A 24,214-nucleotide genomic window follows, 5' to 3' on the forward strand; every position below is an offset into this window, starting at 1 on the left:
ATCGCCATGCTCGACTACGCCACGCTGCGGATGATCTGGTGGGCACTCCTCGGCACGCTGCTGATCGGCTTCGCCATCATGGACGGCTTCGATTTCGGTGTCGCAGGCCTGCTCAAGGTGCTCGGCCGCGACAACGAGGAACGGCTGGTCCTGCTGGAAGGCATCGAGCCGACCTGGGAAGGCAACCAGGTATGGTTCATCCTCGCCGGCGGCGCCACGTTCGCGGCATGGCCGATGCTCTATGCTGTGTCGTTCTCCGGCATGTACATGGCGATCGCGCTGGTACTGCTGGCGCTGATCCTGCGCCCGGTCGGCTTCAACTTCCGCGGCAAGATCCACGACCCGCGCTGGGCGTCGCTGTGGGACTGGGTTCTCACCGGCTCCGGATTCGTCGTGATGCTGGTTGCCGGGGTCGCCTTCGGCAACCTGTTCCTCGGCGTGCCGTTCCGGTTCGACGGCGACCTGCGCATGAGCTGGCACGGCGGCTTCTTCGATCTGCTGCATCCGTTCGCGCTGCTGTGCGGGCTGGTGTCGCTGAGCATGCTGCTGGCGCACGGCGCGTGCTGGGCCGCGCTGAAAGCCGATCACGCGATTGCGGTGCGCGCAGTGAAAATCGCGCGATGGATGACGCTGGTCTTCGCCGCGCTTTACGTGCTGGCCGGGGTCTGGCTGGCCTACGGCATTCCCGGCTACGCCGTGGTCGGCCCGGTGATCACCGACGGCGCCTCCAATCCGCTGTACAAGCAGGTCGCCGAAGGCGGCAGCTGGTTTGCCGGCTACATGCAATACCCGTGGTTCTGGAGTGCACCGCTGCTGGCGCTGGTTTCCGCCGTCGGCGTGCAGGCCTTGATCGGCCGGCGCAGCATCGCCGGCTTCATCGCCAGCAGCCTGATGGTGGGCAGCACGATCGCTTCGGCCGGTTTCGCGCTGTTTCCGTTCTTGCTGCCGTCCAGCCTCGACCCGCGCTCCAGCCTCACCGTGTGGGACGCTTCGTCCAGCCGCGGCACCCTGCAGCTGATGCTGCTGGTCAGCGCAGTGCTGCTGCCGATCGTCATTCTCTATACCAGCTGGGTCTATCGCGTGATGCGCGGACGGGTCACGCTGGAACAGGTGCGCAAGGCGCACGGCGGCTATTGAATGCTTGTAGGAGCCCGCTCGCGGGCGATGTTGTTGCTCTGATAGTTGGGTAGGAAAGATCAAAGCAAAGGCATCGCCCGCGAGCGGGCTCCTACAAGACGACGCGGTTTTTTACACGAACACGAGGTAAGCCGGCATGTGGTATTTTTCCTGGATTCTCGGACTCGGGCTGGCCTGCGCCTTCGCCATCCTCAATGCGATGTGGTACGAGGTGCATGCCACCGACGAGGCCAATCGCTTGCGGGAAGATTCACAGCTGCCCGACGAGTTGAGCTAGGGACGCCCCTGGCGCGCAGCCAGCAAGGCTTCGATCGCCTCGGCCTCTTTCGGCATCGCTGCGGTAAGCACCTCGCTGCCGTCACGGGTCACCGCCACGTCGTCTTCGATGCGAATGCCGATGCCGCGCCAGCGCTCGGCCACCGAGCGATCGTCCGGCGCCACGTACAGGCCCGGCTCCACCGTCAGCACCATGTCCGGTTCGAGCAGGCGCGACTCGCCGCCGACCCGGTAATCGCCGACGTCGTGCACGTCCAGCCCCAGCCAGTGGCCGGTCTTGGCCGGGAAGAAGCGCTGGTAGCTGCCCTCGGCGATCGCCGCGTCGGCGCTGCCCTTGAGCAGGCCCAGCTCGCACAAACCCTCGGTGAGCACGCGCACCGCCGCCGTATGCGCGGCGCCGAACGGCCGGCCGGGCCGCACTTCGTCGATCGCCGCCAGTTGCGCGGCCAGCACCACTTCGTACAGCGCGCGCTGTTCGCGGCTGTAGCGCCCGTTGAGCGGAAACGTGCGGCTGATGTCGGACGCATAGCAGTCCAGCTCGGCGCCTGCGTCGATCAGCAGCAGGTCGCCATCGCGCAGCGACGCGCGGTGGCTCTGGTAATGCATCACGCAGGCATTCGCGCCACCGGCGATGATCGGCGCAAACGCCGGCACCCCGCCGCTGCTGCGCATCACGCGCAACAGCTCGGCTTCGACCTCGTACTCCAGGCGACCGGGCGTGGCGACCAGCAACGCCGCCAGGTGCGCGTCCACCGCGATCGCGGCTGATGCGCGCATCAGCTTCAGCTCCGCACGGGACTTGTACAGGCGCAGGTCGTGCAGCAGATGGCCTAACGCCACGAACTCCTTCGGCACCACGCCGCCGCCGCGCAGCTGCCGCAGCTTGCGCATCCAGCCCAGCAAATGCGCATCGAATTCCGGTTCGCGGCCGAAGTGGCAGTACACGCGACCGCGACCCTCGATCATGCCGGGCAGGATGTCGTCAATGTCGTCGATCGGAAACGCGTCGTCCATCCCATAGCCGACGACGGCCTGCTCGGTGCCGATCGCCTGGCCATGCCAGCGCTCGCGGATCGGGTCGCGCTCGCGGCAGAACAGCACGGCCTCGCCATGCTTGCGGCCCGGCAGCAGCGCCAGCACGGCGTCGGCTTCGGGAAAGCCCGCCAGGTAATGAAAGTCCGAGTCCTGCCGGTACGGCCACGCCGCATCGGCATTGCGCATGCGCTCGGGCGCGGCGGCGACCAGCAGCACGGCGTCCTCGCCAGCCATCTGCATCAGCTGGCGGCGACGTCTTGCGAATTCGTCCGGCGTGATCGCCAGCGCCGCCAGGTTCGGTGCGCTGGGGATCAATGCACGGTGCCGCTGGCGGAAGGGTCGTGCGCGGTGCATTCGGTGTGCAGCAGCATCGCGGCGACGCGGACGAATTCCTGCACTTCGATCAGCGCGTCCTCGTCTTCGGCCTCATTGCCGAAATCGAACGACGAGGCGGCGACCGTGCCGAGGTCGCGCAGGATTTCCTGCGCCTCCTCCGACAATTGCGCATGCGCCGCCGTGCCGGCCAGGCCGAAACCGCCCAGGAAACCGCGGCACCAGTCGACCATCGCCTCGGCACGCTCGGCCAGCGGCCGATCGTCGGCGGGCAGCAGCGGCTCGAAACCCAGCTCCGGATCGGCCAGCTCGGCCTCGCACTGCCGGGCCAGCTGCTGCAGCAAGGCCTCGTCGGCCACGCTGGGATCGGTGGCCTCGCCGTCCAGCTGCAGCGCCGCCAGCACCGAGCTGCCGCGCAGCGAGCCGCCGCCCGCCATATAGCCGCACAGCGAGCCGTGCAATTCGCTGGCCTCGGTACCCAGCCGCAAGCGCATGATCAGCGCGTCGATATCGTCGTGGCCTACGGGCCCGGCAGCTGTCATGGCGGTACTCCTTACAGGGAATGGCCGCCAGTTTAATGCAGCCGCCATGCCAGCCACGACCGCCGGTCAAGACCGGCTGATTTCCACCAGCGTCCTGTTATAGTTTCGCGCATGAGCACGCCTGATCCCGTTCAGTCCACCCATGTCCACGACGAGCTGGTTGCGTTGAGCCAGCAGTTGGACCGGTTGCTCGACACCGTACGTCGGCTCACCGAGGAAAACCGCAGCCTGCGCCAGAGCCAGGAGCAGTTGTCCGGCGAGCGGGCCGGTTTGATGGCACGCAACGAACAGGCACGTAGCCGCGTCGAGGCGATGATCCAGCGGCTGAAATCGCTTGAAAACAACGGTTGATAGAAACCATGTCCAGCAGTGAACCGGTCGCCCTGCGACTGATCGACCGCGAATTCCTGATCGCCTGCGCACCGGAAGAGCGCGATGGCCTGCTCGAAGCGGCCGGCTTTCTCGATCGCAAGATGCGCGAACTGCGCGCAAACGCGAAAGCACCCAGTTTCGAGCGGCTGGCGGTGCTGACCGCGATCAGCGTCACGCATGAATTCCTCTCCTTGCGCAAGCAGCACGATGGCCAGGAACGGCGCCTCAGCGACAGCCTGGCCGCATTGCGCAGCAAGCTGGATGCTGCGCTCGAGAGCGATCCGCTGAAGCGGTGAACGACGGTATCGATACGTGCCTGTCGCGCTGTTCGATGAACCACGACTGTAATTCCCCAGTGGCGCATTGCCGGGCAAACGCCTAAAATCGGTCTCGGCGTTTTCTGCGATGTGCGCCAGCACACTCTTACATTTGCCTTGTTCCTAAATACGGCCCCGGGTCGGCTTCACATCGGTTGTTGTGCATGTCCGCCACGTGCGGAAAGCCTCGAGACCATGTAGCTCTCCCACCTGATCCATCTTGGATCAAGGTCGTTTGGTGGGCAGCGGCATTGCGGTTGACGCCACTTCATTCCCCGTCCGGTCGCCGTCGATGACGGCGACCGGACGTTGACGCAGGCAGTAACCATTCGCTCGCAGCGACGTCCGCCGGGCGCGCTTTTTTTGACGGGAGACGCGCGACACGTGGACGCCATCGCCCAACGCCGCGAGCTGCGCCGGAGCCTGGCCGAACGCCGCCGTGCCCTGAGCCCGCCCGAACGCATGAGTGCCGCGCAAGGCCTGCGCCGCAGCCTCGAGCAATTGCCCGAATACCTCACCGACACGCGCGTGGCCGGCTACTGGGCCAGCCACGGCGAGCTGCCGCTCAACCTGGTGATTCCGCCGCTGGCCGCGCGCGGCCAGCAGTTTCTGCTGCCGGTGATCGGCCAGAGCAAGCATCTGCGTTTCGCGCCGTGGCAATCCGGCGACGAGGTACAGCCGAATCGTTACGGCATCCCCGAGCCGGTCGAATCGCGCGAATTGTTCGAGCCGTTCCAGCTCGACCTGGTATTCGTGCCGCTGCTGGGCTTCGATCGCCGCGGCCACCGGCTCGGCCACGGCGGCGGCTACTACGATCACAGCTTCGCATTCCTCAACGGGCAGATGCGACCGACCGAGCCGTTGCTGGTCGGCATCGCCTACTCCTTCCAGGAATTGCCGCGGGTCGAGGAGGAGGCGTGGGATGTTCCGCTCGACTTCGTGGCGACCGAGCGCGAGCTGATCGACTGTTCTACTGATCGGGGCGGCAAGGCAGGCCTATGAAATACTGGTTGATGAAATCCGAACCCGAGGCATTCTCGATCGATGATCTCAAGCGCAAGCGCACCGAGGCCTGGGACGGCGTGCGCAACTACCAGGCGCGCAACTTCATGCGCGACGGCATGCGGCCCGGCGACAAGGTGTTCTTCTATCACTCCAACTGCGCCGAGCCCGGCATCGTCGGCATCGCCGAGGTCGCGTCCGAGGCTTATCCCGATTCCAGCCAGTTCGATGCCAAGAGCAAGTACTTCGATCCGGGCAGCAAGCGCGAAGAACCGCGCTGGATGCTGGTCGACGTGAAGTTCGTGAAGAAACTCAAGCGCACGATAACCCTGGACGAACTCAAGGGTCACGACGCGCTGGACGAAATGCCGCTGCTGCGCAAAGGCAACCGGCTGTCGGTGATGCCGGTGGCTGCCACGGAATGGCGCTATATCCTCGCGCTCGAATGATTTCGGTCGGCCCCGCGCGCTACCCATCCACTGTCCAGACCATACTCTTCCCGGAACCGATGTCATGAGCAATGCCAACGACGGCACCGTCAACCAGAAGCGCCAGGCCGGTGAGGCCGCGATCCGCTATGTCGAGGACGGCGCCATCGTCGGCGTCGGCACCGGCTCCACGGTGGCTTATTTCATCGACGCGCTGGCCGACCTGAAGCATCGCATCCAGGGTGCAGTGTCCAGTTCCGAACAATCCACCGCGCAACTGAAGCGGCTCGGTATTCCGGTGCTCGACCTCAACAGCGCCGGTCCGCTGACGATCTACATCGACGGCGCCGACGAATGCGACCCGTGCAAGCGCTTGATCAAGGGCGGCGGCGCGGCGCTCACCCGCGAGAAGATCGTCGCGGCGGCCAGCGAGAAGTTCGTCTGCATCATCGATTCCAGCAAGCAAGTCGACCTGCTCGGCAAGTTTCCGGTGCCGATCGAGGTAATCCCGATGGCGCGCAGCCTGGTCGGCCGCGAGATCGTAAAGCGCGGCGGCCAGCCGGTGTGGCGCGACGGCGTGGTCACCGACAACGGCAACTGGATCATCGACGTGCACGGCTGGCGGATCGCCGACCCGGCCGCGCTGGAGAGCGAGCTCAACCAGCTGCCCGGCATCGTCACCGTCGGCCTGTTCGCACGGCGTCCGGCCGACGTGGTGCTGATCGGCGGTCAGTTGATGGCCTGACCACCCGCGGGGGTCTTATTCGACCCCCGGCATCTCCCGCTGCTGGAAAGGCCGCCTCGGCAATGCGGCCCTTCCCCGGCCCATGCGGTCCAGGGCGCTCAGTGCAAGGCCGCTTTCTGCATGGCCACCTGCGCCGCGAAGGCGCCGGATATCGCATCGCCGGCCTTGGCGTTGCCGAGCAGGACACTGTAGACCGCATCCAGTTCACTATGCAGCTGCTTCTTCGCGCTTGCGGACAGGCCGCCGTTCTGGATCGGCCCATGCGGGACGATCACGTCCCACAACGCCGGGTTGCGCAGCGCCGCGAGTGCGGCGATACCGTATTTCTCGACCATCCCTTCCAACGTCAGGGCGACTTTCTTTTGCACAGCCATGATGACCTCCAGACGCGCACCGTGCGCGATCCGGCACACGCTACGCCGAACGATTCCGTGCTTGCAGTAGCCATCAGGCCTAGGCCGTTATACCGATGGTCCGCACCGTATCCGCCGCCCCCGATGAGATCCGGAACAATCAGCAAGCCGGCTAGACCGGGCGCTTCACCACGCGCCCCTTGCGGAAATGCAGATAGCGTCCGGACTGGCGGGCCTCCTGCAGGCGCTGCCCATGCGCGGCGAGAATATCGCCGCGGGTGAGGATGCCGACCAGCACGTGCGGCGCCTCGTCGCCCACCACGATCAGACGACCGACGTTGTGCGCCACCATGTGATCGGCTGCCTCGCGCAGCGAATGGCTTTCCTTCACCACGATCGGCTCGCGCAGCACCAGCTCGCCCAGGGTCAGGGTGTAGTGCCACTGCGGATCCAGCAAGGTGCGGCGGGTGAGGACACCGCGCACGTGGCCCGCGTCGTCGATCACCGGATAGCCTTGATGCTGCATGTCGGGCAGGCCTTCGTCGAACCGGCGGCGCACTTCGGCCAGCGTCTGGGTGGTGCGCAAGGTCATCACTTCATGCGTGCAGGCATCGCGCACCACCACCTGATCCAGATAGTCGGCGACGTACTCGGCCGGCACCCGCACACCGCGACGGGCGATCTTCTCGGTCATGATGGTATTGCGCATCAGCAGCGCGGAAATCAGATAAGCCGCGGTACAACCGCCGAGCAGGGGCAGCAATCCGGCCGGCTGGCCGGTGGTCTCGAACGCAAACACCACGGCCGTCAGCATCGCACGCGCGGAGCCGGCGAAAATCGCCGCCATGCCGACCAGCGCGGCGATTCGCGGGTCGACGCCGAACTGCGGCGCCAGCGCGGCGACGCCCAGGCCGAGCAGCGCGCCCAGCGCGCCGCCTATGGTGAACAACGGCGCCAGCGTGCCGCCGGACGTGCCGCTGCCCAGTGCGATCGACCACGACAGGAATTTCATCACGCACAGGAACGCCAGCGCCTGCAAGGTCAGCTGGCCGGACACGATGTTTTCAATGTTGCTGTAGCCCACGCCAAGGGTCAGCGGCGCGAAATAGCCGACCACACCCACCACGACACCGCCGATCGCCGGCCACCACATCCAGTGGATCGGCAGCTTCTCGAACACGTCCTCGATGCCGTAGACGAGCCGCGTCACGCCCACGCTGACCAGGCCGAGCAAGGCGCCGATGCCGACGTACGAAAGCAGCGCCACCAGGCCCGGCGTGGCCAGCGGCGGCATCGCGAACACCGGTGCCGAACCCACCGTGGCATAACGCACGCCGGTTGCCGCGACGGCGGCCAGCGCCACCGGGATCAGCGAACGCGGACGCAGTTCGAACAACAGCAGTTCGATCGCCAGAACCACCGCCGCAATCGGTGAGCCGAACACCGCCGCCATGCCCGCCGCGGCACCTGCCGCCAGCAGCACCTTGCGCTCGGCGCCGGTCACATGCAGCAACTGGCCGATGAATGAACCGAGCGCGCCACCGGTGGCAATGATCGGGCCCTCGGCACCGAACGGGCCGCCGGTGCCGATCGCGATCGCGGACGAGATCGGCTTCAGGAAGGTGATCCTTGGCGGGATCTTCGACTCGTTGAGCAGTACCTGCTCCATCGCTTCCGGAATGCCGTGGCCGCGGATCGCGCGCGAACCCCAACGCGCCATCACGCCGACGATCAGGCCGCCGATCACCGGCACCACGATTACCCACGGTCCCAGATGGTTATTCGCCGGCGAGCTGAACGCCGTCGACACCCGGCCGTAGAATGCAAGGTTCGTCACCAGTCCGATCAGCGCGGTAAGGATCCGCGCGATGAAGGCTGCGCCGACACCGAGCAGCACGGCAACCGCCGTGATGCGCAACACCCGACGATCCACCAGGGTGGAGCGCCGCGGCATTCGGGTGGCGTCCAGCGTCACGCCGAGTGAAGGCGACAGCGGCAGCGCGTCGGTACTGCCTTCCAGGCGCACGTCGGCATGCCCGATGGTGTTTTCGGTCTCGGAGGTCATCGATTCGCCGCAGGGTAAAAGTGGAAATTTTACGCTGACGGAGTGAGGAACCGAAGAGGCAGGTTTTTGCGAATGGCGGTTTGTTACCGCTTGGGCTCCGTGATCCGCAACTGAGGCCTGCCTGCCAGGGATTTGAGCGGAAAATAGGCCCGGTGTGTGACCTCATCTACCGCCACCACATGGGCATTCGGTCCCAACACGCCCGAAGCCACCGGATCGACGGTCTGCCCCTGAACATGGAACAACGAGACCTCTCCGGACTCACCGGCCACATACAACCAGCCGAGGCCGCGATCGAACGCCAGCACATCGGGATCCCTGGCGACATCGAACGTGGACACCACGCGTCGACTGGTGAGATCCACCACGATCAGCTTGTTGTTGTCCTCGCAGGCGACAAAAGCCAGATGCGTGACGGGATCAATATAGAGGCCGTGGTTGCCCTCTGCCCCCGGCAGATCCATCCGGCTGATCACTTTGTCGGTGGCTGGGTCGATCTCCACCAACTGCCTGCGGGTCTGCACGTTCGCAAAGATGTGCCTGGACACGGGGTCGTATTGCGTGTTGCCCACCTCGCCGCCCAGCGGGATGGTCGCCACCCGCGTATTCGTGCGCACGTCGATCACCGTGTCGGTGCCACCGTGCTCGTCGGACACATAAAGTTTGTGGGCCTCCGAGGCATAGGCCATTCCATCGGGGTAGTCGCCCGCTGGCACGCGTGCCGTGATCTTCAACGTGACGGGATCAATCGCCACCACTTCATCGGTGCCCGTGGCCGAGGCATAGACCCGTCGCAACTCAGGCACGAACAGCACCCCATGCACGTGACTGACGTTGGGCACGTCCGCCACAACCCTTTGGGTCTGCGTGTCGAACACCGTGACCACGCTGTCGCCCAGGTGGGCCAGATAAAGGCGATGGGCAGCTGGGTCGAGACTGGCGTAATCCCAGCGGGTGGTTCCACCGGTCAGGGGCGCATCGGCCACCGCGGCGAGCGGGAGGTGCCCAATCGCTGGACTGCTGCACGCGGTAGTGGCGGCCACGATGAGCACCGGCGTGAACGCCATAGCCCAGCGGCGTTTCGGAGTCAGTTGCGGGGCCATAGCGTCCTCCCGAAAGCCTGCTGGTTCGTCAAATGATCGAGGCTCGGCCAGCCTGCCCAGAGGCATGGCACCTGCAGCCAGGTTGGGCAGCCCAATCTCATCTTGTTATAACTATGACAGAAACGTAGTATTCATGACATGCCATGGAACCAAGCCACCTGGGTCATGCTGGTCGCCTCGTTGACAGGGCGCAGTCCCAACCCGCGCATGCGTCTCTGGCGCGCCCTCAAAGCCGCTGGTGTGGCAGCCATCCGGGATGGCGTTTATGTCCTCCCCTCGAATGAAGCGAGCTGGTCCTTTCTCCGAGTCCAGGCTACGGAGGTGACGGAAGCCGGTGGTTCAGCCCACGTCATCCCGTTCACGGCGGCCGATGGCGGGCAGGAAGCCGAACTTCGCCAGGCCTTCGATCGCACGGCGCTTTACGCCGAAAGTCTGGAACGAATGACCCGACTGAAGGCTGAGCTGCGTGGCTTGTCGGAGGTGGACGCGCGCCGGCAACTGGTGGCGTTGCGCCGGGAGCTGGCAGGGATCGCGGCTGTGGATTTCTTCCCGGGACCGGCACGGAATCAGGCGGAAGGAGCGCTGCGCGACGCAGAGCAGGCGGTCAATGCCCAGTTTTCCCCCGACGAACCGCACGCCACCAAAGGGTCCATCACCCGTCGGAACCTGGCCGACTACCACGGCCGACGTTGGGCCACGCGGCGCCACCTCTGGGTGGATCGCGTCGCCTCGGCCTGGTTGATTCGCCGCTTCATTGATCCCGATGCCCGGTTTCTGTGGTTGGCCAGTCCCGCCGACTGCCCTGCCGACGCGCTGGGGTTCGATTTCGACGGCGCCGCTTTCACTCATGTGGGATCGCGGGTCAGCTTTGAAGTGCTGGCCGCCAGCTTTGGCCTCCTGGACCACGACCCCGGCCTGGTCCGCATGGGCCGGCTGGTGCACTACCTCGATGTGGGCGGCGTTCCCGTGGCAGACGCCGCCGGATTTGCAAGTGTGATGACAGGTGCCCGCGCCCGCCTCAGCGACGACGACGACGGCCTGCTGGCCGACATCGGCATGGTGCTCGATTGCCTGTATGCCGCCTACCTTGATATCCCTGGAGAACTCTCATGACGACGACATTCGCTGTGCGCTGCGTGCCTTTGTTGAGCACAATGGCGCTGATGCTGAGCTTGCTCACCGCACTCCCGGCAGCCGCGGCGGCCTTGGACCCAGTCTCCATTGGCAAGGCCGCAGGCGTCGAAGCCAAGGCGCAACCCGACGGCGTGGTGAAGATCGGTTGGAGCCGCAACGACGTGCCGGTCACCGTGGACGGCATGCGCTTGTCGCCGGTGGCAGGCCTGGGCTCGTGGGCTGCGTTCACTGCCATGGGCAACCAGGCGATGGTGATGGGCGACACCGTGGTGTTCCAGGACGAAGTGGATGCGGCGATGGACGCGGCATTTGCCCATGGCTTGCAAGTCACTGGCCTGCACAACCACTTCTTCTACGACCAGCCCAAGGTCTATTTCATGCATCTCGGTGGCGATGGTTCGCCCACGCAGTTGGCGGCCGGGGTGAAAGCCGTGTGGGATGCGATCAAGGCGGTACGCGCCGCACATCCGCAACCGGCCGATGGTTTCGGCAGCCACATACCGTCGATGGGTGCGATGAATGCCGGAGCCATCGCCAAGATCGTGGGCCATCCGGCTCCGGTCACCGATGGCGTAGTCAAAGTGACGATCGGCACTGAAGGTCAGATGCACGGGCGGGCGGTTGGCGCTTCCATGGGACTGACCACCTGGGCCGCGTTCAGCGGCAGCGATAAATTGGCTGCGGTCGATGGCGATTTCATCATGCGCACCAATGAAGTGCGCCCGGTGCTGATGGCGTTGCGCAAAGCCGGTATCCACGTCGTGGCCTTGCACAACCACATGATGAGTGAAACCCCCAACCTCTACTTCACCCACTTCTGGGGCGAGGGCACGACGGCGGACTTGGCCCGTGGCTTCCGCGCGGCGCTGGATGCCCAAGCGAACCACACATCGCACTGATGAATCCACCAACTTTTTTTGAACAATGAAAGCCCGCGGCGGCAGCCATGATGGACACCTCCCCTGCCGTTGCCGAGCCAGACCGGCCTTCGTTGCGCGAGGCCACGTGCATTTGGACGAAGGTCGGCATGCTCAGCTTCGGCGGCCCCGCTGGCCAGATTGCGGTGATGCACAGGGAACTGGTGGAACGGCACAAGTGGATCAGCGATGCACGGTTTCTGCATGCATTGAACTATTGCATGCTACTGCCTGGCCCCGAGGCCACGCAGTTGGCCATCTACATCGGTTGGATGCTGCATCGAACCGTGGGCGGGCTCATCGCGGGCATTCTCTTCGTGTTGCCTGGTTTCATCACGATCCTCGGGCTCAGCATCATCTATGCCCTGCTTGGGGATGTCCCCCTCATCGCCGCCGTGTTCTTCGGGTTGAAGGCCGCCGTGTTGGCGGTCGTAGTGGAAGCGGTGCTGCGTATCGGGCGGAAGGCGCTGAAGAACCGGGCGATGGTGGGTATTGCCGGCTTGGCATTCATTGCCATTTACGTCTTCAAGCTGCCCTTCCCCCTCATCGTCGCCGCGGCTGCAGTGCTGGGTGTGCTGGGGCGTTGGTGGTTGCCGCAAAGTTTTCCCCCACCCAAGTCCACGGAAGCCGATGCGTCATCGGAATACCTGATCGATCGACTGCTCGGCCAAGGCCAACTTCGGCACACCATGCCATCGGGCCGCCGCGCCGTGCGTATTTTGCTGACGTGGCTGGCTATCTGGCTGCTGCCGGTAGGCGTGGTGATCGGCACCTTCGGTTTGCACAGCGTGCTCGCGCAACAAGGCATTTTCTTTTCGCAGACGGCCGTGGTGACATTTGGTGGTGCGTACGCGGTGCTGGCCTATGTCGCACAGCGCGCCGTGGAACACTTTCACTGGATCACGCCCGGGCAGATGCTCGATGGACTGGCTTTGGCGGAGACCACGCCAGGACCATTGATCATGGTGCTGCAGTTCGTGGCCTTCCTAGGGGCTTTCCATCATCAGGCGGGCCTGTCTCCCATGGCTGCCGGCGTCATCGGCTCGGTGCTCACCACCTGGGTGACTTTTGCGCCCTGTTTCTTGTGGATCTTCCTGGGCGCCCCTTATGTCGAAGCGCTACGGAGCCAGCACACCCTCAACGCGGCCCTCTCGACGGTCACCGCCGCCATCGTGGGGGTCGTGCTGAATCTTTCGGTCTGGTTCGCCCTGCACACGTTGTTCGGAACGGTGCAGACGCAGCGTTATGGTGCGCTGGCTGTGGAGGTGCCGCAATGGTCCACACTCCACGGCCTGGCCACAGCCCTGGCGGTCGGCGCCATGCTGGCCATGCTGCGCTTCAAGATCGGCATGGGATGGACGCTGCTGGGCAGTGGCTTCGTTGGGGCGTTGTCGCTCCTCTTGATCAGTCACTTGCCGTAGGCGCCGAGGTGTTTGGTCCAGGCGCGCGCCGCTGGGAGACTAGGATTGTCTGGCCCATCCATGCCATGGGCCAAACCCCGCTGCGCGGGACCAGCCTGCGGCTGTCCAACAAGTCCCAGGCAACACGTCGACTGCGAAGGCAGGATCCCGGAGCGAACATCGGCGCAGCCGATGGCCCGAAGGGCGAGGCACGGGAAGTCGGTAGCTTGGCCGCAGAAGGGATCGGGGCGGCTGCGAGATCGGGATTGTTCGTCCCATCCATGGGACTCACCCTTCGCTGCGCTCAGGGCCAGCCTGCGGCTGTCCAAATTTGTTCCAGACAAATTTGTCGAACGTGGTTCGCCTCCTGTACCCCAGCCAAAATAAAAAACCCGCCACGAGGACGGGTTTTTTATTTTGGCTGGGAGACTAGGATTCGAACCTAGATAGACAGCGTCAGAGGCTGTCGTCCTACCGTTAGACGATCTCCCAAAAACAACTGGATCGACGCGCTCTGACTTTGATGCATCGAACCAACAAGCGCGATTTCCGGTAGCTAAATTAGCGCTTCGAGAACTGGGTTGCGCGACGGGCCTTGTGCAGGCCGACCTTCTTGCGCTCGACTTCGCGGGCGTCGCGGGTCACGAAACCGGCCTTGCGCAGCGGCGATTTCAGGGTCTCATCATACTCGATCAGCGCGCGGGCGATGCCGAGGCGGATCGCACCCGCCTGGCCGGTGATGCCACCGCCGGCGACCGTCACCTTGATATCGAACTTCTCGGTGTTCTGGGTCAGCTCGAGCGGCTGGCGCACGATCATGCACGACGTCTCGCGGCCGAAAAATGCCTCGAGCGACTTGCCGTTGACTTCGATGGCGCCCTTGCCCTTGCGCAGGAACACGCGGGCGGCGGAGGTTTTGCGGCGACCGGTGCCGTAGTTCTGCTGGATCGTCATATTGATTCCTTAGAGTTCCAGCGCCTGTGGCTGCTGTGCGATATGCGGATGCTCGGCGCCGCCGTAGACCTTGAGCTTGCGGTACATCTCGCGGCCCAGCGGGTTCTTCGGCAGCATGCCCTTGACGGCGATCTCGATCACGCGCTCCGGGTAGGTCGCCAGCAAGTCCTTCAGACTGGTGGTCTTCAGGTTGCCGATGTAGCCGGTGAAGCGGTGGTACTTCTTGTCGTCCAGCTTGGCACCGGTGACGGCCACCTTCTGCGCGTTGATCACCACGATATAATCGCCGGTGTCGCAATGCGGGGTGTATTCCGGCTTGTGCTTGCCGCGCAGACGACGAGCGATTTCGGTCGACAGGCGACCGAGCGTCTTGTTCGTGGCGTCGACCACGAACCAGTCGCGCTTGACGTTGTCTGCATTGGCGCTAAACGTTTTCATTTCAGAATACCTGGTCTGCCGCCGCGAGGCGGTACGCATGATTCGAGAAAGCATGCTTTCGGTGGAACAAAGGCGCGAGATGATAGCGGAGCCGTCATCCATGGCGCAAGCCCACCGACCGGCGGGCTGTGAGCTGGCAATGATAGCATGACGAGCATGCTGCTTGAAAAGTCCCCCTTGCACGCGCCTGCCGGCCGCATCGCCGAGTTGGCCGACCAGTGCGTGCAATGCGGATTGTGCCTGCCGGTCTGCCCCACTTACGCTCTGGACCGCAACGAGGCGGAATCGCCGCGGGGGCGCATCGCCATCGCCTCCGCCCTGGCGCGCGGGCTGGCCGAGCCCGGCGCCGGGCTGCGCGAGCACCTGGATCACTGCCTGGGCTGCCTGAACTGTGAAAAGGTCTGCCCGGCGAACGTGCAGTACGGCGAATTGCTGATCGAAACCCGCGCCCTGCTGGGACCGGCGTCGCATCGGCCACGGCTGTTGCTGGAACTGGTCAAGCGCCCGGCGCTGCTGCGCGCGCTGCGCCGGGTCGGCGGCTGGCTGGGGTTGTCGCTTTGGAAAAACCGGCTGGCGCGACGACTGCCGCAGCGCTCGCCATGGCGTGCCGCCCTGCTCGGCCTGCCGGCCGGGTCTCCGGCCGCACCTGTTCGAGTCAGTGACAACAAGAATGAACAGCCGCGACTGGCGCTGTTCCCCGGTTGCGTGGCCAGCGTCGACGATGCGGAGGCGCAGCAGGCCGCGGTGACCTTGCTGCAGGCGGCGGGTTTCCACGTCAGCGTGCTGCCGGCATTCTGCTGCGGAGCGATGGACTTGCATGGCGGCGCAGCAGCCGCGGCCGAACAAGCCGCGCAGCAGGTGCGTCGAGCCTGGGCCGCCAGCGGCGCGAGCCAGTTGCTCTCGGTGACGCCTGGCTGCCTCGGCACGCTGCGTCGCGCCCTGCCCGGCATCAGCGTGCTCGATCCGGTGGAACTGCTGGCGGCACGGGCCGGATCGCTGCACTTCCGCCCATTGGCGCAACGGATGGCGCTGCACCTGCCATGCACGCAGATCAATGTGGCGCGCACCGATGCGGCCTTGCTGCAGTTGCTGCGCCGTATACCCGAACTCGACGTGCTGTCGTTGCCGCGTCCGCCGTATTGTTGCGGCGCGGCCGGCAGCCACCTGCTGGAGTTTCCCGCCCGCGCGGCACAGCTGCGCGACGCGACGCTTCGACAAGCCGCCACGCTGGAACCGCAGCAGCTGTTGTCGTCCAATATCGGCTGCCGCCTGCATCTGGCCGCGGGCATCGACCAGCAGGGTTTGCACTGGCCCACTCGGCATCCGCTGACCTTGCTGGCCCGACAACTGGAACCTAGCCATTGAAACAGGAACGCCCATGAACATCCGCACGCTGAGCCCGCTCGATCGCCTGCTGGCCGGTTGCGAGCGCGCACTGGAAGCGATCGCCAGTTCGCCGCAGGCGCATCGCCACTCGCCCGCCGTCGGCCTCGCCGAAGCGGAACTGGATGATGCCGAGCGCCGCCATGCCGCCGGCTTGATGCGGATCAACCATACCGGCGAGGTCTGCGCGCAGGCGCTGTACTTCGGCCAGGCCGCGCTGGCGCGCGACGCCGGTACCCGCCGACACCTGCTGCATGCGGCCGCCGAGGAAACCGATCACCTGGCCTGGTGCGCCCAGCGCTTGCAGCAGCTGCACAGCCGTCCCAGCCTGCTCAATCCGCTGTGGTATGCCGGCAGCTACGCGATCGGCGCCGCCGCTGCGCTGGCCGGCGATCCGGTCAGCCTCGGCTTCGTGGTCGAGACCGAGCGCCAGGTGGAAACGCATCTGGCCGAACACCTGGAAAAGCTGCCGGCGCAGGACGAACGCTCACGCGCGGTGCTGACCCTGATGCAGGCCGACGAGATCCGCCATGCGCAGGCGGCGCAACAGCGCGGCGGCATCGAACTGCCGTTCCCGCTGCCCCAGCTGATGCACGTCAGCTCGATGGTGATGAAGGCCGTGGCGTACCGCCTGTAGGACCGCAAAACATGTGTAGGAACCCGCTGGCGGGCGATGCTCCTGCTCTGATTTTTCCTAGCTCAACCATCAGAGCAGGAGCATCGCCCGCCAGCGGGCTCCTACTATGTGAGCGATAGAAGAGGCGAAGCTGCCGCATACGAAAAACCCGCCTTTCGGCGGGGTTTTCGTCACATCAGGTTGCGGCCGTGGAACAGTTCCTCGATCTCGCGGCGCAGCAGCTGCTCGATGCGCTGGCGTTCCTTGAACGAGAGGTCGTCGGCATGCGCCTCGAACAGGTAGGTGTCGAGGTCGAAGTCCTTGATGTGCATCTTCGTGTGGAACATGTTTTCCTGGTACACGTTGACGTCGAACATCTCGTACTTCTGGCGGATGTGCTTGGCCAGGTAGTCCTGCACCGAATTGATCTTGTGGTCGATGAAGTGCTTCTTGCCCTTGACGTCGCGGGTGAAGCCGCGCACGCGGTAGTCGGCGATCACGATGTCGGACTCGAAGCTGTCGATCAGGTAGTTCAACGCCTTCAGCGGCGAGATCACGCCACAGGTGGCCACGTCGATGTCCGCGCGGAACGTCGCGATGCCGTTGTGCGGATGCGTTTCCGGGTAGGTATGGACGGTGATGTGGCTCTTGTCCATGTGTGCGACGACGGCGCCGGAGATGGTGTCGCGGCCAAGCTTCTCGACCACCGGCTCCTCGGAGATCAGCATGGTCACCGAGGCGCCCTGCGGATCGTAGTCCTGGCGCGCGATGCTGAGGATGTTCGCGCCGATGATCTCGGCCACGTCGGTGAGGATCTGGGTCAGCCGGTCGGCGTCGTACTGCTCATCGATGTATTCGATGTAGCGGCTGCGCTGCTCCTCGGACACCGCGTAGCAGATGTCGTAAATGTTGAAGCTCAACGCCTTGGTCAGGTTGTTGAAACCCTGCAGGCGCAGACGGGGAAGTGGTTTGACCACGGCAGCTCTCCATGACCGGACATCCGGTCAGCAGTAGAGGCGGGTTAGCGACAAGGGTCCCCGCAGAATGGTGTGAAGCGCAGGCAGGTAGCCTGCACGACCCTTGTGAACGGTATGCGACAAGCTCGTCGCCACCGGGAGACTGCGAAGTATGCGGCAAAATGAAATGAAATTGAACCTTCGGCAAGCCGTCAGGGTTTGCCATAATGCCAAGCTTGCAAGGTGGTTACAGACACGCAAACCCGCCGTCACTGCAACGGCTGCAGGAAAAACAAGTACCTTCGGGGATCATCGTGGCGCAACTTAAATACCAGCTCCAACAGGCTTTCGAGCGCTCCCAGGCTCCGCTCGGCTTTGCTCCCGACCCTGCTGCGATGGAGCGCTTTCTCGGGCTATGCCATCGCCGCCGTTATCCCGGCAAGACCGCGATCATCCGGCCCGGCGACCCGGCCAACACGCTTTACTACGTCATGGAAGGCTCGCTGGCGGTATGTACCGAGGACGAACAGGGCCGTGAACTGATCCTCGCGTATATCAGCCGTGGCCAGTTCATCGGCGAGATGGGCTTGTTCGTGGAGCAGGCTCAGCGCGAGTCGATGGTGCGCACGCGTACCCCGTGCGAGATGGCCGAGATCAGCTACGAGCGCCTGTTCCAGCTGATGGAAGGCCCGCTGCGCGAGGAATGCCCGAAGATCCTGTTCGCGATCGGCGCCCAGCTCACCAACCGCCTGCTGCGCACCTCGCGCCAGGTCAGCCGGATGGCGTTCATGGACGTCACCAACCGCATCTCGCGCACGCTGCTGGACCTGTGCCAGGAGCCGGATTCGATGACCCATCCGGACGGTACCCAGATCCGCATCTCGCGTCAGGAAGTGAGCCGCATCGTCGGTTGTTCGCGCGAAATGGTCGGCCGGGTGCTCAAGCAGCTGGAAGAGCAGCGGATGATCGATGTCTCCGGCAAGACCATCGTGGTGCGCGGCACCCGCTAGCGCGCCGCGCGGCCGGAGGCCGGCGCATAGATCATGTATACGTCGGCCCGCGCATAGTGCGAGCCGGCGCGTATCGTCGGCTGCAGCACGAAGCCGGCCTGTTCGTACATGCGTAGCGCGGGTTTCAGGCTGCTGTTGGATTCCAGGAACAAGGTGTGGCCGCCCCGGCGATGGAATTCGGCGATCGCCGCGTCCAGCAGCTGGCGGCCGGCGCCCAGCCCGCGAAACGTTTCATCCACGCCCATCTTGGAAAGTTCGTAGACGCCAGGCACCTCGCGCAGCAGGGCGCAGGTGCCGATCACCGCGTCGCCGAGTTTGGCAAAGAAGATCGCGCCGCCGGGTTCCAGCACCGACCGCTCGGGATCGCGCAACACCTGCTCGTCGATCGGCTCGATCACGAAGTGCTTCTTCAGCCACGCCGCATTCAACGTATAGAAGTGTTCGCGCAGGCTCGGCTCGAACGGCACGATCTCGACCTTGGACTGTATCAACGTGGCTTACCTGATCGGAATCCGTGGGTGCAGCGGCGTGAACTTCAGAACCACTCGACGCGGGTGATCGCCCGGCCCAGCGCCTTCTCGACTTTCTTGCACAAGGCGGGCGTGCCGTTGACCAGCACCGCCTCGGTCGCCGGCTTCAGCATCGCCACGTCGAACATCGAATCGCCATAGGCCACCTGCCATGCGGTGACGCCATGCCCGGCCAGCGCCTGCACCTTGCGCCGCCCCACGTTGTGCCGCAGCGGCCGCATGCCTAGCCAGCCCCTGCGCAACTGCGAAGCCAGTATCTCCAGATCGGTCAGCCCCAGCTGCTGCAGGACGCCGCTCACCAGCGTGTGTTCGCAACCGGTCACCACGATCACCCGGTCGCCCTGGGCCTGATGGCGGCGCAACGCCTGCAGGCCGTCGCGGCAGAACTGCCGCGGCCGGCGCGCCAAGCTGGCGGCGAACGCATTCGCGGCCGCCTGGTAATGCCGCTCGCCCAGTCCCAGCAACGCGATGCGCACCAGCACACGCGCCGGCAACCGGCGCGAGAACGGCAGCTGCAGCAACAGCAGCGGCGTACTCAACAGCGCCAGCAACGGACGCCACCACGAACGGCGGTAGCGCTCGCGCATGAAAAGGTAGAACGCATCGCCGTGCATCAGCACGCCGTCGAAGTCGAACAGCACCACGCGCGGCAGTGCCGCGTTCACATCCACCGCATCGGCCGACACCGTCTGCGCCTCCCCCTTCGGCATGTTGGTCACGGCGTGGCGAACAGCCGCCGCAATTCGCTGCCCGGATCCTCGGCGCGCATGAACGCCTCGCCGACCAGGAAGGCCTGGACGCCGCCTTCACGCAGGCGCGCCACGTCTTCCGGGGTATGGATGCCCGATTCGGCCACCAGTACGCGGTCGTACTCGATCAGCCCCTGCAGCTCCAGCGAGACCTCCAGCGCCGTCTCGAAGCTGCGAAGATTGCGGTTGTTGACGCCGATCAACGGCACCGGCAGCGCCATCGCGCGCTCCAGCTCCTCCTCGTCGTGCACTTCGCACAGCACATCGAGGTCGAGCTCGGCGGCGAGCAGCGACAGCTGCAGCAGCACGTCGTCGTCGAGCGCGGAGACAATCAGCAGGATGCAGTCGGCTCCGATCGCGCGGGCCTCGTACACCTGGTACGGGTCGATGATGAAATCCTTGCGCAGCAGCGGCAGCGAGCACGCCGCACGGGCCTGCTGCAGAAAGGCCTCGCTGCCCTGGAAAAAATCGCTGTCGGTCAGTACCGACAGGCAGGCCGCACCGGCTTTTTCGTAGCTCTTCGCGATCGCCGACGGATCGAAGTTCGCGCGGATCACGCCTTTGCTGGGGCTGGCCTTCTTCACCTCGGCGATCACCGCGGGCAAGCCGGCCGCAATCTTCGCCTCGATCGCGGCGGCGAAGCCGCGGGTATCGGGCTGCTCCGCGACGCGCGCCTTCAGCTCGCTCAGCGGCAGCTTCATCTGCCGTTCGGCAATCTCTTCCGCCTTGCGGGCAAGAATACGATTGAGGATGTCGGTCATGGCATCTCGCTAGTCGATGTAGGGCGTGCGCTCCGTGCACCGGGTAGTCCGATCCTGCCACTTTGCAGGGCCGGGCGCACCAGGTGGAGTATCTAGCCCAGTTCGGCGAGCCGCCGGGTGGTCGCCACGAAGGCCAGCATTCTCGCATGCGCCGCGCCGCTGGCAATCGTGGCACGCGCCAGCTCGATGCCATCGTCGATGGAGCCGACCACATCGGCTGTGTACAGCGCCGCACCGGCGTTCAGGCAGACGATGTCGTGCGGGATGCCGCGCTGGCCTCTCAGCGCTTCCAGCAGCATCGCCTTCGATTCGTTCACGTTGTCCACCCGCAGGTTGCGGCTGGAGGCCATGGCCAGGCCGTAGTCTTCCGGCTCGATCTCGTATTCGCGCACCACGCCGTTGCGCAGCTCGCCGACCAGGGTCGCCGCGCCCAGCGAGATCTCGTCCATGCCGTCGCGTCCCCATACCACCATCGCATGCTGCGCGCCGAGCTGCTGCAGCACGCGCACCTGAATGCCGACCAGATCGGGATGGAACACGCCCATCAGGATGTTCGGCGCACCGGCCGGGTTGGTCAGCGGGCCGAGGATGTTGAACAGCGTGCGCACGCCCATTTCCTTGCGCACCGGCTCCACCACTTTCATCGCCGGATGGTGGTTCGGCGCGAACATGAAGCCGATCCCGGTCCCGGCCATGCACTCGGCGACCTGCACCGGCGTCAGGTCGATCGAGGCGCCGAGCGCTTCCAGCACATCCGCACTGCCGGATCTCGACGACACGCTGCGTCCGCCATGCTTGGCCACTCGTGCGCCCGCCGCCGCCGCGACGAACATCGACGCGGTGGAGATATTGAAGCTCGAGGCGCCGTCGCCGCCGGTGCCGACGATGTCCAGCAGGTGCTCGCCGTCGCCGGTGACCGGCACGTTGGCCGACAGCTCGCGCATCACGCGCGCCGCGCCGGTGATCTCGCCTATGGTCTCTTTCTTCACGCGCAGGCCGGTGATGATCGCTGCGGTCATCAGCGGGCTCACCTCGCCGCGCATGATCTGGCGCATCAACGCGATCATCTCGTCATGGAAGATCTCGCGGTGCTCGATCGTGCGCTGCAACGCTTCCTGCGGCGTGATCGTGATGTCGCGGCTGCCTTTGCCGGTCACGTCCGCGCTCATGCGGCCAGCCGCAGCGGCAGGCCCAGGAAATTGCGCAGCAGGTCGTGGCCATGCTGGGTCAGGATCGACTCGGGATGAAACTGCACGCCTTCCACCGGCAGCGTCCGGTGGCGCAGGCCCATGATCTCGTCGATCGAGCCGTCCGGGTTTTCCGTCCATGCGGTCACTTCGAGGCAGTCCGGCAGCGACGACTGCTCCACCACCAGCGAGTGGTAGCGCGTCGCCTCGAACGGATCCGGTAGGCCGGCGAACACGCCCTGCCCCCGGTGGCGCACCGGCGAGGTCTTGCCGTGCATGATCTGCTTGGCGCGGATCACCTTGCCGCCGAACACCTGGCCGATCGCCTGGTGGCCGAGGCACACGCCGAACACTGGAATCCCACTTGACAACTCGCGCAACACATCCAGCGACACGCCTGAATCATCCGGCGTACCCGGCCCCGGCGAGATCATGATGTGCGAAGGCTTCAGCGCACGGATGCCGGCGACATCCAGCGCATCGTTGCGCACCACCTTCACCTCCTGACCCAGCTCGCCAAGGTACTGCACGAGGTTGAAGGTGAAGCTGTCGTAGTTGTCGATCATCAGGAGCATGACGGGCCTTGCGGTAGGGCGACATGGAGCGCGCCGCGAGTTTCGCATTATAGCCTTCCAATTGCCCATGGGCCGGCCGTTCAATCAGCCGCTTTCAGGAAGGGTCGCTTCTGACGCCGAGTGGAAATATCGAGGCCGGTGCACGCTCACTCCGCCAGCACGCCAGCGTCGCGCAAGCGCCGACGCAAGTGGTCCAGCTTGTCACCGTAAAGTGCGCTGCGCGCGGTGTCGCTGCGCAACGGTTGCCGCACTTGCGCGGCACTGGGCGCGCTCAGCACGGCGCGCGACGTCTTGTGGAACTCTAGGCATGCGGAGTCGAACGGCAAGCCGCAGAAGTCCAGCAGACGGCGCGTCACGGTTTCCGGATCGGCCACCAGCGACTCGTAGGGAAGATCGAACACCCGGGTGGGGTACTTCTCCAGCCAGAAACGTGTCAGACGCAGGAAATCGATGCAGTAATCCGCCATTTCATCGAGGTCGCAGGTGAAACCGACCTTTTCGGTGAAGCACTGCCGATAACAAGCCAGACAAGTCTCTACCGGATCGCGCCGGACGATGATCACGCGCGCCGCCGGCAGCATCGCCAGCGCCGCACCCACGAGGTACCAGGTCACCAGGCTCTTGTCGGTGAAGCGCGGCCTGGTCTTGCGCCAGCTTGCGGTCCGCGCGAGGTATTCGCTGCCCAGGCGCTGCCAGTCCTCCGCGCCGGCGTCCGGCGCCCACAACGGAAACGCCGAGCGGCGGCGGCGCGTTTCCGCGTCGATTACCTGCGACATGTCCTTGATCTCGTTGGCGCCCTCGACATCCGGGTGCGAGGCCAGGATCTGCTCGACCAGAGTCGAGCCCGAACGCGGGATGCTGACGATCAAGATGGCCTCATGCCCGAGCCCGGGATCCGGCGGCGGCGGCATGTCGTTCGCGAAGATGCGCAAGATCGCATCCACGCGCCGGCGCTCCCCCGCCGCGTCCCATTGCACCCGGCGGCGCCGCGACGCGTTGGCGAGCCGGAACACCTCGAAGGCCTGCGCGTAATCGCCCTGGTCTTCCAGCGCCTTCGCCAGGGTAAAACTGAGCAATTCGCGGTGGCGGGCCGGCAGATCGCCGCGCGCTAGGGCCTGCCGCAGGCCCGCGGCATCCGCGGCGTCGAAGCGGACCGTGTTGAGATTGGACAGCCCGAACCATCCCTCCGCATGGCCCGGGTCGAGCTGCAGGACGCCGCGGAACCCGGCCACGGCGGCGTCGATCTGCCCGCAGCTTGCCTGCGCCCGGGCCAGTGAGAGCCGCGCCGGAATGTGTGAGGGGACGAGCTCGAGCGCCCGCCGCAACGCTCCGATGGCTTCTTCCGTGCGTGCCTGTCGCCAGAGTGCTTCGCCGAGATTGAACCAGGCCGAGCCCGAGGCCGGTGCCAGTTCGCAGGCACGCCGCAAATGCGCCATGGCTTCATCGATCTCGCCATGCTCGTGCAGCGCGATGCCGAGTCCGATGCGCAGGTCGGCATCCTCGGGCCACGTCGCAAGGACTCGTCGGAAACAGCCGATGGCCCTGGTGTGATCGCCGCGGCGCTGGGCTGCGACTCCCGACATCCGGATCGCATCCGCATCGTCCGGCGCCAGTGCAAGTACTTCGGTTATCGATCGCTCGGCCGCATCGAATTGTCGCTGCTCCCATTCCTTGCGCGCTCTCGCCAGCAGGCTGGCCGCCGCCGGCGAGAGCGGGCGCCGAGCCGGATTCTGCAACGGGGGATCTGTCCGGAATGTCATGTCGTCAAGGGCATGCGGCGTCATCGCAGCAGGCTACACAAGTCGCGCACCGGCTGCAAAATCGCCGGGCGCGATTTTCGACACGCGCCAGCGATGGCCCGAAGGACGACTGCCAAGGATGCAGTCGCAAAAAGAC

The 24,214-nt window shown here is 65.2% G+C and carries 27 protein-coding genes, 1 tRNA gene and 1 other RNA gene; 14 read left to right on the forward strand and 15 right to left on the reverse strand.

Annotated elements, in window-relative coordinates; translation table 11 throughout:
* Positions 1–6 precede the first annotated feature (6 nt).
* Both cydB and cydX read left to right on the forward strand, forming a co-directional pair.
* On the forward strand, positions 7–1,137 hold the full coding sequence (gene cydB, locus ACFPPB_RS11090) for a cytochrome d ubiquinol oxidase subunit II (RefSeq protein ID WP_377327007.1): 1,131 nt from the start codon (positions 7–9) through the stop codon (positions 1,135–1,137).
* A gap of 136 nt (positions 1,138–1,273) precedes the next feature.
* The gene (gene cydX / locus ACFPPB_RS11095) at positions 1,274–1,414 is read left to right on the forward strand and encodes a cytochrome bd-I oxidase subunit CydX (RefSeq protein WP_072758693.1); all 141 of its coding nucleotides are present in this window, start codon (positions 1,274–1,276) and stop codon (positions 1,412–1,414) included.
* Here cydX and ACFPPB_RS11100 read toward each other — a convergent pair.
* Positions 1,411–2,802, reverse strand: a complete 1,392-nt coding sequence (locus ACFPPB_RS11100; RefSeq protein ID WP_377327009.1) for an aminopeptidase P N-terminal domain-containing protein — start codon at positions 2,800–2,802, stop codon at positions 1,411–1,413. The two genes, cydX and ACFPPB_RS11100, sit on opposite strands and share 4 nt — an antisense overlap.
* Positions 2,760–3,323: a UPF0149 family protein gene (locus ACFPPB_RS11105; RefSeq protein ID WP_377327011.1), complete on the reverse strand. Its 564-nt coding sequence runs from the start codon at positions 3,321–3,323 to the stop codon at positions 2,760–2,762. Before ACFPPB_RS11105 ends, ACFPPB_RS11100 begins: the two co-directional genes overlap by 43 nt.
* A 111-nt stretch (positions 3,324–3,434) precedes the next feature.
* On the opposite strand from ACFPPB_RS11105, the gene ACFPPB_RS11110 reads away from it, so the two are divergent.
* The 6 genes from ACFPPB_RS11110 (at position 3,435) to rpiA (ending at position 6,187) form a co-directional block, all read left to right on the forward strand.
* Positions 3,435–3,674, forward strand: coding sequence for a TIGR02449 family protein (locus ACFPPB_RS11110; RefSeq protein ID WP_072758696.1), 240 nt, complete (start codon positions 3,435–3,437; stop codon positions 3,672–3,674).
* Between the two features lie 8 nt (positions 3,675–3,682).
* On the forward strand, positions 3,683–3,991 hold the full coding sequence (locus ACFPPB_RS11115; RefSeq protein ID WP_377327013.1) for a cell division protein ZapA: 309 nt from the start codon (positions 3,683–3,685) through the stop codon (positions 3,989–3,991).
* Positions 3,992–4,089: 98 nt separating this feature from the next.
* A non-coding RNA gene (gene ssrS / locus ACFPPB_RS11120) (6S RNA) lies at positions 4,090–4,276 on the forward strand.
* A gap of 120 nt (positions 4,277–4,396) precedes the next feature.
* Positions 4,397–5,014, forward strand: coding sequence for a 5-formyltetrahydrofolate cyclo-ligase (locus tag ACFPPB_RS11125; protein ID WP_377327015.1), 618 nt, complete (start codon positions 4,397–4,399; stop codon positions 5,012–5,014).
* On the forward strand, positions 5,011–5,463 hold the full coding sequence (locus ACFPPB_RS11130; RefSeq protein WP_377327017.1) for an EVE domain-containing protein: 453 nt from the start codon (positions 5,011–5,013) through the stop codon (positions 5,461–5,463). The genes ACFPPB_RS11125 and ACFPPB_RS11130 overlap by 4 nt, the downstream gene beginning before the upstream one ends.
* Before the next feature lie 64 nt (positions 5,464–5,527).
* Positions 5,528–6,187 carry a ribose-5-phosphate isomerase RpiA gene (gene rpiA / locus ACFPPB_RS11135; protein WP_377327019.1) on the forward strand — a complete coding sequence of 220 codons (660 nt, stop codon included), beginning with the start codon at positions 5,528–5,530 and terminating at the stop codon, positions 6,185–6,187.
* 98 nt (positions 6,188–6,285) lie between these two features.
* Here rpiA and ACFPPB_RS11140 read toward each other — a convergent pair whose 3' ends face one another.
* The 3 genes from ACFPPB_RS11140 to ACFPPB_RS11150 all read right to left on the reverse strand — a co-directional run bounded on the left by ACFPPB_RS11140 (position 6,286) and on the right by ACFPPB_RS11150 (position 9,708).
* Positions 6,286–6,561, reverse strand: coding sequence for a hypothetical protein (locus tag ACFPPB_RS11140; RefSeq protein ID WP_377327021.1), 276 nt, complete (start codon positions 6,559–6,561; stop codon positions 6,286–6,288).
* Between the two features lie 151 nt (positions 6,562–6,712).
* Positions 6,713–8,605: a chloride channel protein gene (locus ACFPPB_RS11145; protein WP_377327023.1), complete on the reverse strand. Its 1,893-nt coding sequence runs from the start codon at positions 8,603–8,605 to the stop codon at positions 6,713–6,715.
* 83 nt (positions 8,606–8,688) lie between these two features.
* Positions 8,689–9,708, reverse strand: coding sequence for a YncE family protein (locus ACFPPB_RS11150; RefSeq protein WP_377327025.1), 1,020 nt, complete (start codon positions 9,706–9,708; stop codon positions 8,689–8,691).
* A 165-nt stretch (positions 9,709–9,873) separates the two neighbouring features.
* On the opposite strand from ACFPPB_RS11150, the gene ACFPPB_RS11155 reads away from it, so the two are divergent.
* From ACFPPB_RS11155 to chrA, 3 genes are read left to right on the forward strand one after another with little or no spacing between them, the layout of a single operon-like run.
* On the forward strand, positions 9,874–10,821 hold the full coding sequence (locus tag ACFPPB_RS11155; RefSeq protein WP_377327027.1) for a chromate resistance protein ChrB domain-containing protein: 948 nt from the start codon (positions 9,874–9,876) through the stop codon (positions 10,819–10,821).
* Positions 10,818–11,741 (forward strand): DUF1259 domain-containing protein, encoded by a 924-nt coding sequence (locus ACFPPB_RS11160; RefSeq protein WP_377327029.1) that lies wholly within the window; start codon positions 10,818–10,820, stop codon positions 11,739–11,741. Before ACFPPB_RS11155 ends, ACFPPB_RS11160 begins: the two co-directional genes overlap by 4 nt.
* 47 nt (positions 11,742–11,788) lie before the next feature.
* Entirely contained in the window at positions 11,789–13,180 is a 1,392-nt protein-coding gene (gene chrA, locus ACFPPB_RS11165) for a chromate efflux transporter (protein ID WP_377327031.1), read from the forward strand.
* Between the two features lie 397 nt (positions 13,181–13,577).
* On the opposite strand, the gene ACFPPB_RS11170 is transcribed toward chrA, so the two are convergent.
* The 3 genes from ACFPPB_RS11170 to rplM all read right to left on the reverse strand — a co-directional run bounded on the left by ACFPPB_RS11170 (position 13,578) and on the right by rplM (position 14,551).
* Positions 13,578–13,651, reverse strand: a tRNA-Gln gene (locus ACFPPB_RS11170).
* 69 nt (positions 13,652–13,720) lie between these two features.
* Positions 13,721–14,113 carry a 30S ribosomal protein S9 gene (gene rpsI / locus ACFPPB_RS11175; protein ID WP_377327033.1) on the reverse strand — a complete coding sequence of 131 codons (393 nt, stop codon included), beginning with the start codon at positions 14,111–14,113 and terminating at the stop codon, positions 13,721–13,723.
* A 9-nt stretch (positions 14,114–14,122) separates the two neighbouring features.
* Complete coding sequence (rplM, locus tag ACFPPB_RS11180; protein ID WP_072758724.1) at positions 14,123–14,551, reverse strand: 50S ribosomal protein L13; 429 nt, start codon at positions 14,549–14,551, stop codon at positions 14,123–14,125.
* A 156-nt stretch (positions 14,552–14,707) separates the two neighbouring features.
* Between rplM and ACFPPB_RS11185 the strand changes: the two genes are divergently transcribed.
* Both ACFPPB_RS11185 and coq7 read left to right on the forward strand, forming a co-directional pair.
* Positions 14,708–15,916, forward strand: a complete 1,209-nt coding sequence (locus tag ACFPPB_RS11185) for a (Fe-S)-binding protein (protein ID WP_377327035.1) — start codon at positions 14,708–14,710, stop codon at positions 15,914–15,916.
* A gap of 13 nt (positions 15,917–15,929) precedes the next feature.
* Complete coding sequence (gene coq7, locus ACFPPB_RS11190; RefSeq protein ID WP_377327037.1) at positions 15,930–16,571, forward strand: 2-polyprenyl-3-methyl-6-methoxy-1,4-benzoquinone monooxygenase; 642 nt, start codon at positions 15,930–15,932, stop codon at positions 16,569–16,571.
* Positions 16,572–16,741: 170 nt separating this feature from the next.
* Here the strand turns inward: coq7 and speD are convergent, their stop codons facing one another.
* Positions 16,742–17,527, reverse strand: a complete 786-nt coding sequence (gene speD / locus ACFPPB_RS11195; protein ID WP_377327039.1) for an adenosylmethionine decarboxylase — start codon at positions 17,525–17,527, stop codon at positions 16,742–16,744.
* 287 nt (positions 17,528–17,814) lie between these two features.
* Between speD and crp the strand changes: the two genes are divergently transcribed.
* A complete protein-coding gene (crp, locus tag ACFPPB_RS11200) occupies positions 17,815–18,516 on the forward strand; it encodes a cAMP-activated global transcriptional regulator CRP (RefSeq protein WP_377327120.1) in 702 nt (233 codons plus the stop codon).
* Here crp and ACFPPB_RS11205 read toward each other — a convergent pair.
* The 6 genes from ACFPPB_RS11205 to ACFPPB_RS11230 form a co-directional block, all read right to left on the reverse strand.
* Positions 18,513–19,007 carry a GNAT family N-acetyltransferase gene (locus tag ACFPPB_RS11205; RefSeq protein ID WP_377327041.1) on the reverse strand — a complete coding sequence of 165 codons (495 nt, stop codon included), beginning with the start codon at positions 19,005–19,007 and terminating at the stop codon, positions 18,513–18,515. The two genes, crp and ACFPPB_RS11205, sit on opposite strands and share 4 nt — an antisense overlap.
* Positions 19,008–19,051: 44 nt before the next feature.
* Positions 19,052–19,756, reverse strand: coding sequence for an HAD family hydrolase (locus ACFPPB_RS11210; protein WP_377327043.1), 705 nt, complete (start codon positions 19,754–19,756; stop codon positions 19,052–19,054).
* 5 nt (positions 19,757–19,761) lie between these two features.
* Positions 19,762–20,556, reverse strand: a complete 795-nt coding sequence (gene trpC, locus ACFPPB_RS11215; RefSeq protein WP_377327045.1) for an indole-3-glycerol phosphate synthase TrpC — start codon at positions 20,554–20,556, stop codon at positions 19,762–19,764.
* A gap of 92 nt (positions 20,557–20,648) precedes the next feature.
* The gene (gene trpD, locus ACFPPB_RS11220; protein ID WP_377327047.1) at positions 20,649–21,725 is read right to left on the reverse strand and encodes an anthranilate phosphoribosyltransferase; all 1,077 of its coding nucleotides are present in this window, start codon (positions 21,723–21,725) and stop codon (positions 20,649–20,651) included.
* Positions 21,722–22,318 (reverse strand): anthranilate synthase component II, encoded by a 597-nt coding sequence (locus ACFPPB_RS11225; RefSeq protein WP_377327049.1) that lies wholly within the window; start codon positions 22,316–22,318, stop codon positions 21,722–21,724. Before ACFPPB_RS11225 ends, trpD begins: the two co-directional genes overlap by 4 nt.
* A 146-nt stretch (positions 22,319–22,464) precedes the next feature.
* The gene (locus ACFPPB_RS11230; RefSeq protein ID WP_377327051.1) at positions 22,465–24,054 is read right to left on the reverse strand and encodes a tetratricopeptide repeat-containing sulfotransferase family protein; all 1,590 of its coding nucleotides are present in this window, start codon (positions 24,052–24,054) and stop codon (positions 22,465–22,467) included.
* Positions 24,055–24,214 lie beyond the last annotated feature (160 nt).

Source organism: Rhodanobacter terrae (assembly GCF_042657005.1).
In the GTDB taxonomy this organism is placed as follows: domain Bacteria; phylum Pseudomonadota; class Gammaproteobacteria; order Xanthomonadales; family Rhodanobacteraceae; genus Rhodanobacter; species Rhodanobacter terrae.

Bases quoted from the DNA above. Each gene is read 5' to 3' on its own strand.
- ACFPPB_RS11150 (WP_377327025.1), bottom strand. From the start codon at position 9,708: ATGGCCCCGCAACTGACTCCGAAACGCCGCTGGGCTATGGCGTTCACG.
- rpiA (WP_377327019.1), top strand. From the start codon at position 5,528: ATGAGCAATGCCAACGACGGCACCGTCAACCAGAAGCGCCAGGCCGGT.
- coq7 (WP_377327037.1), top strand. From the start codon at position 15,930: ATGAACATCCGCACGCTGAGCCCGCTCGATCGCCTGCTGGCCGGTTGC.
- ACFPPB_RS11100 (WP_377327009.1), bottom strand. From the start codon at position 2,802: ATGCACCGCGCACGACCCTTCCGCCAGCGGCACCGTGCATTGATCCCC.
- ACFPPB_RS11210 (WP_377327043.1), bottom strand. From the start codon at position 19,756: ATGCCGAAGGGGGAGGCGCAGACGGTGTCGGCCGATGCGGTGGATGTG.
- rpsI (WP_377327033.1), bottom strand. From the start codon at position 14,113: ATGACGATCCAGCAGAACTACGGCACCGGTCGCCGCAAAACCTCCGCC.
- cydB (WP_377327007.1), top strand. From the start codon at position 7: ATGCTCGACTACGCCACGCTGCGGATGATCTGGTGGGCACTCCTCGGC.
- ACFPPB_RS11145 (WP_377327023.1), bottom strand. From the start codon at position 8,605: ATGACCTCCGAGACCGAAAACACCATCGGGCATGCCGACGTGCGCCTG.
- cydX (WP_072758693.1), top strand. From the start codon at position 1,274: ATGTGGTATTTTTCCTGGATTCTCGGACTCGGGCTGGCCTGCGCCTTC.
- ACFPPB_RS11115 (WP_377327013.1), top strand. From the start codon at position 3,683: ATGTCCAGCAGTGAACCGGTCGCCCTGCGACTGATCGACCGCGAATTC.
- ACFPPB_RS11185 (WP_377327035.1), top strand. From the start codon at position 14,708: ATGCTGCTTGAAAAGTCCCCCTTGCACGCGCCTGCCGGCCGCATCGCC.
- ACFPPB_RS11140 (WP_377327021.1), bottom strand. From the start codon at position 6,561: ATGGCTGTGCAAAAGAAAGTCGCCCTGACGTTGGAAGGGATGGTCGAG.
- trpD (WP_377327047.1), bottom strand. From the start codon at position 21,725: ATGAGCGCGGACGTGACCGGCAAAGGCAGCCGCGACATCACGATCACG.
- rplM (WP_072758724.1), bottom strand. From the start codon at position 14,551: ATGAAAACGTTTAGCGCCAATGCAGACAACGTCAAGCGCGACTGGTTC.
- ACFPPB_RS11105 (WP_377327011.1), bottom strand. From the start codon at position 3,323: ATGACAGCTGCCGGGCCCGTAGGCCACGACGATATCGACGCGCTGATC.
- ACFPPB_RS11155 (WP_377327027.1), top strand. From the start codon at position 9,874: ATGCTGGTCGCCTCGTTGACAGGGCGCAGTCCCAACCCGCGCATGCGT.
- ACFPPB_RS11130 (WP_377327017.1), top strand. From the start codon at position 5,011: ATGAAATACTGGTTGATGAAATCCGAACCCGAGGCATTCTCGATCGAT.
- ACFPPB_RS11160 (WP_377327029.1), top strand. From the start codon at position 10,818: ATGACGACGACATTCGCTGTGCGCTGCGTGCCTTTGTTGAGCACAATG.
- ACFPPB_RS11110 (WP_072758696.1), top strand. From the start codon at position 3,435: ATGAGCACGCCTGATCCCGTTCAGTCCACCCATGTCCACGACGAGCTG.
- ACFPPB_RS11225 (WP_377327049.1), bottom strand. From the start codon at position 22,318: ATGCTCCTGATGATCGACAACTACGACAGCTTCACCTTCAACCTCGTG.
- trpC (WP_377327045.1), bottom strand. From the start codon at position 20,556: ATGACCGACATCCTCAATCGTATTCTTGCCCGCAAGGCGGAAGAGATT.
- chrA (WP_377327031.1), top strand. From the start codon at position 11,789: ATGATGGACACCTCCCCTGCCGTTGCCGAGCCAGACCGGCCTTCGTTG.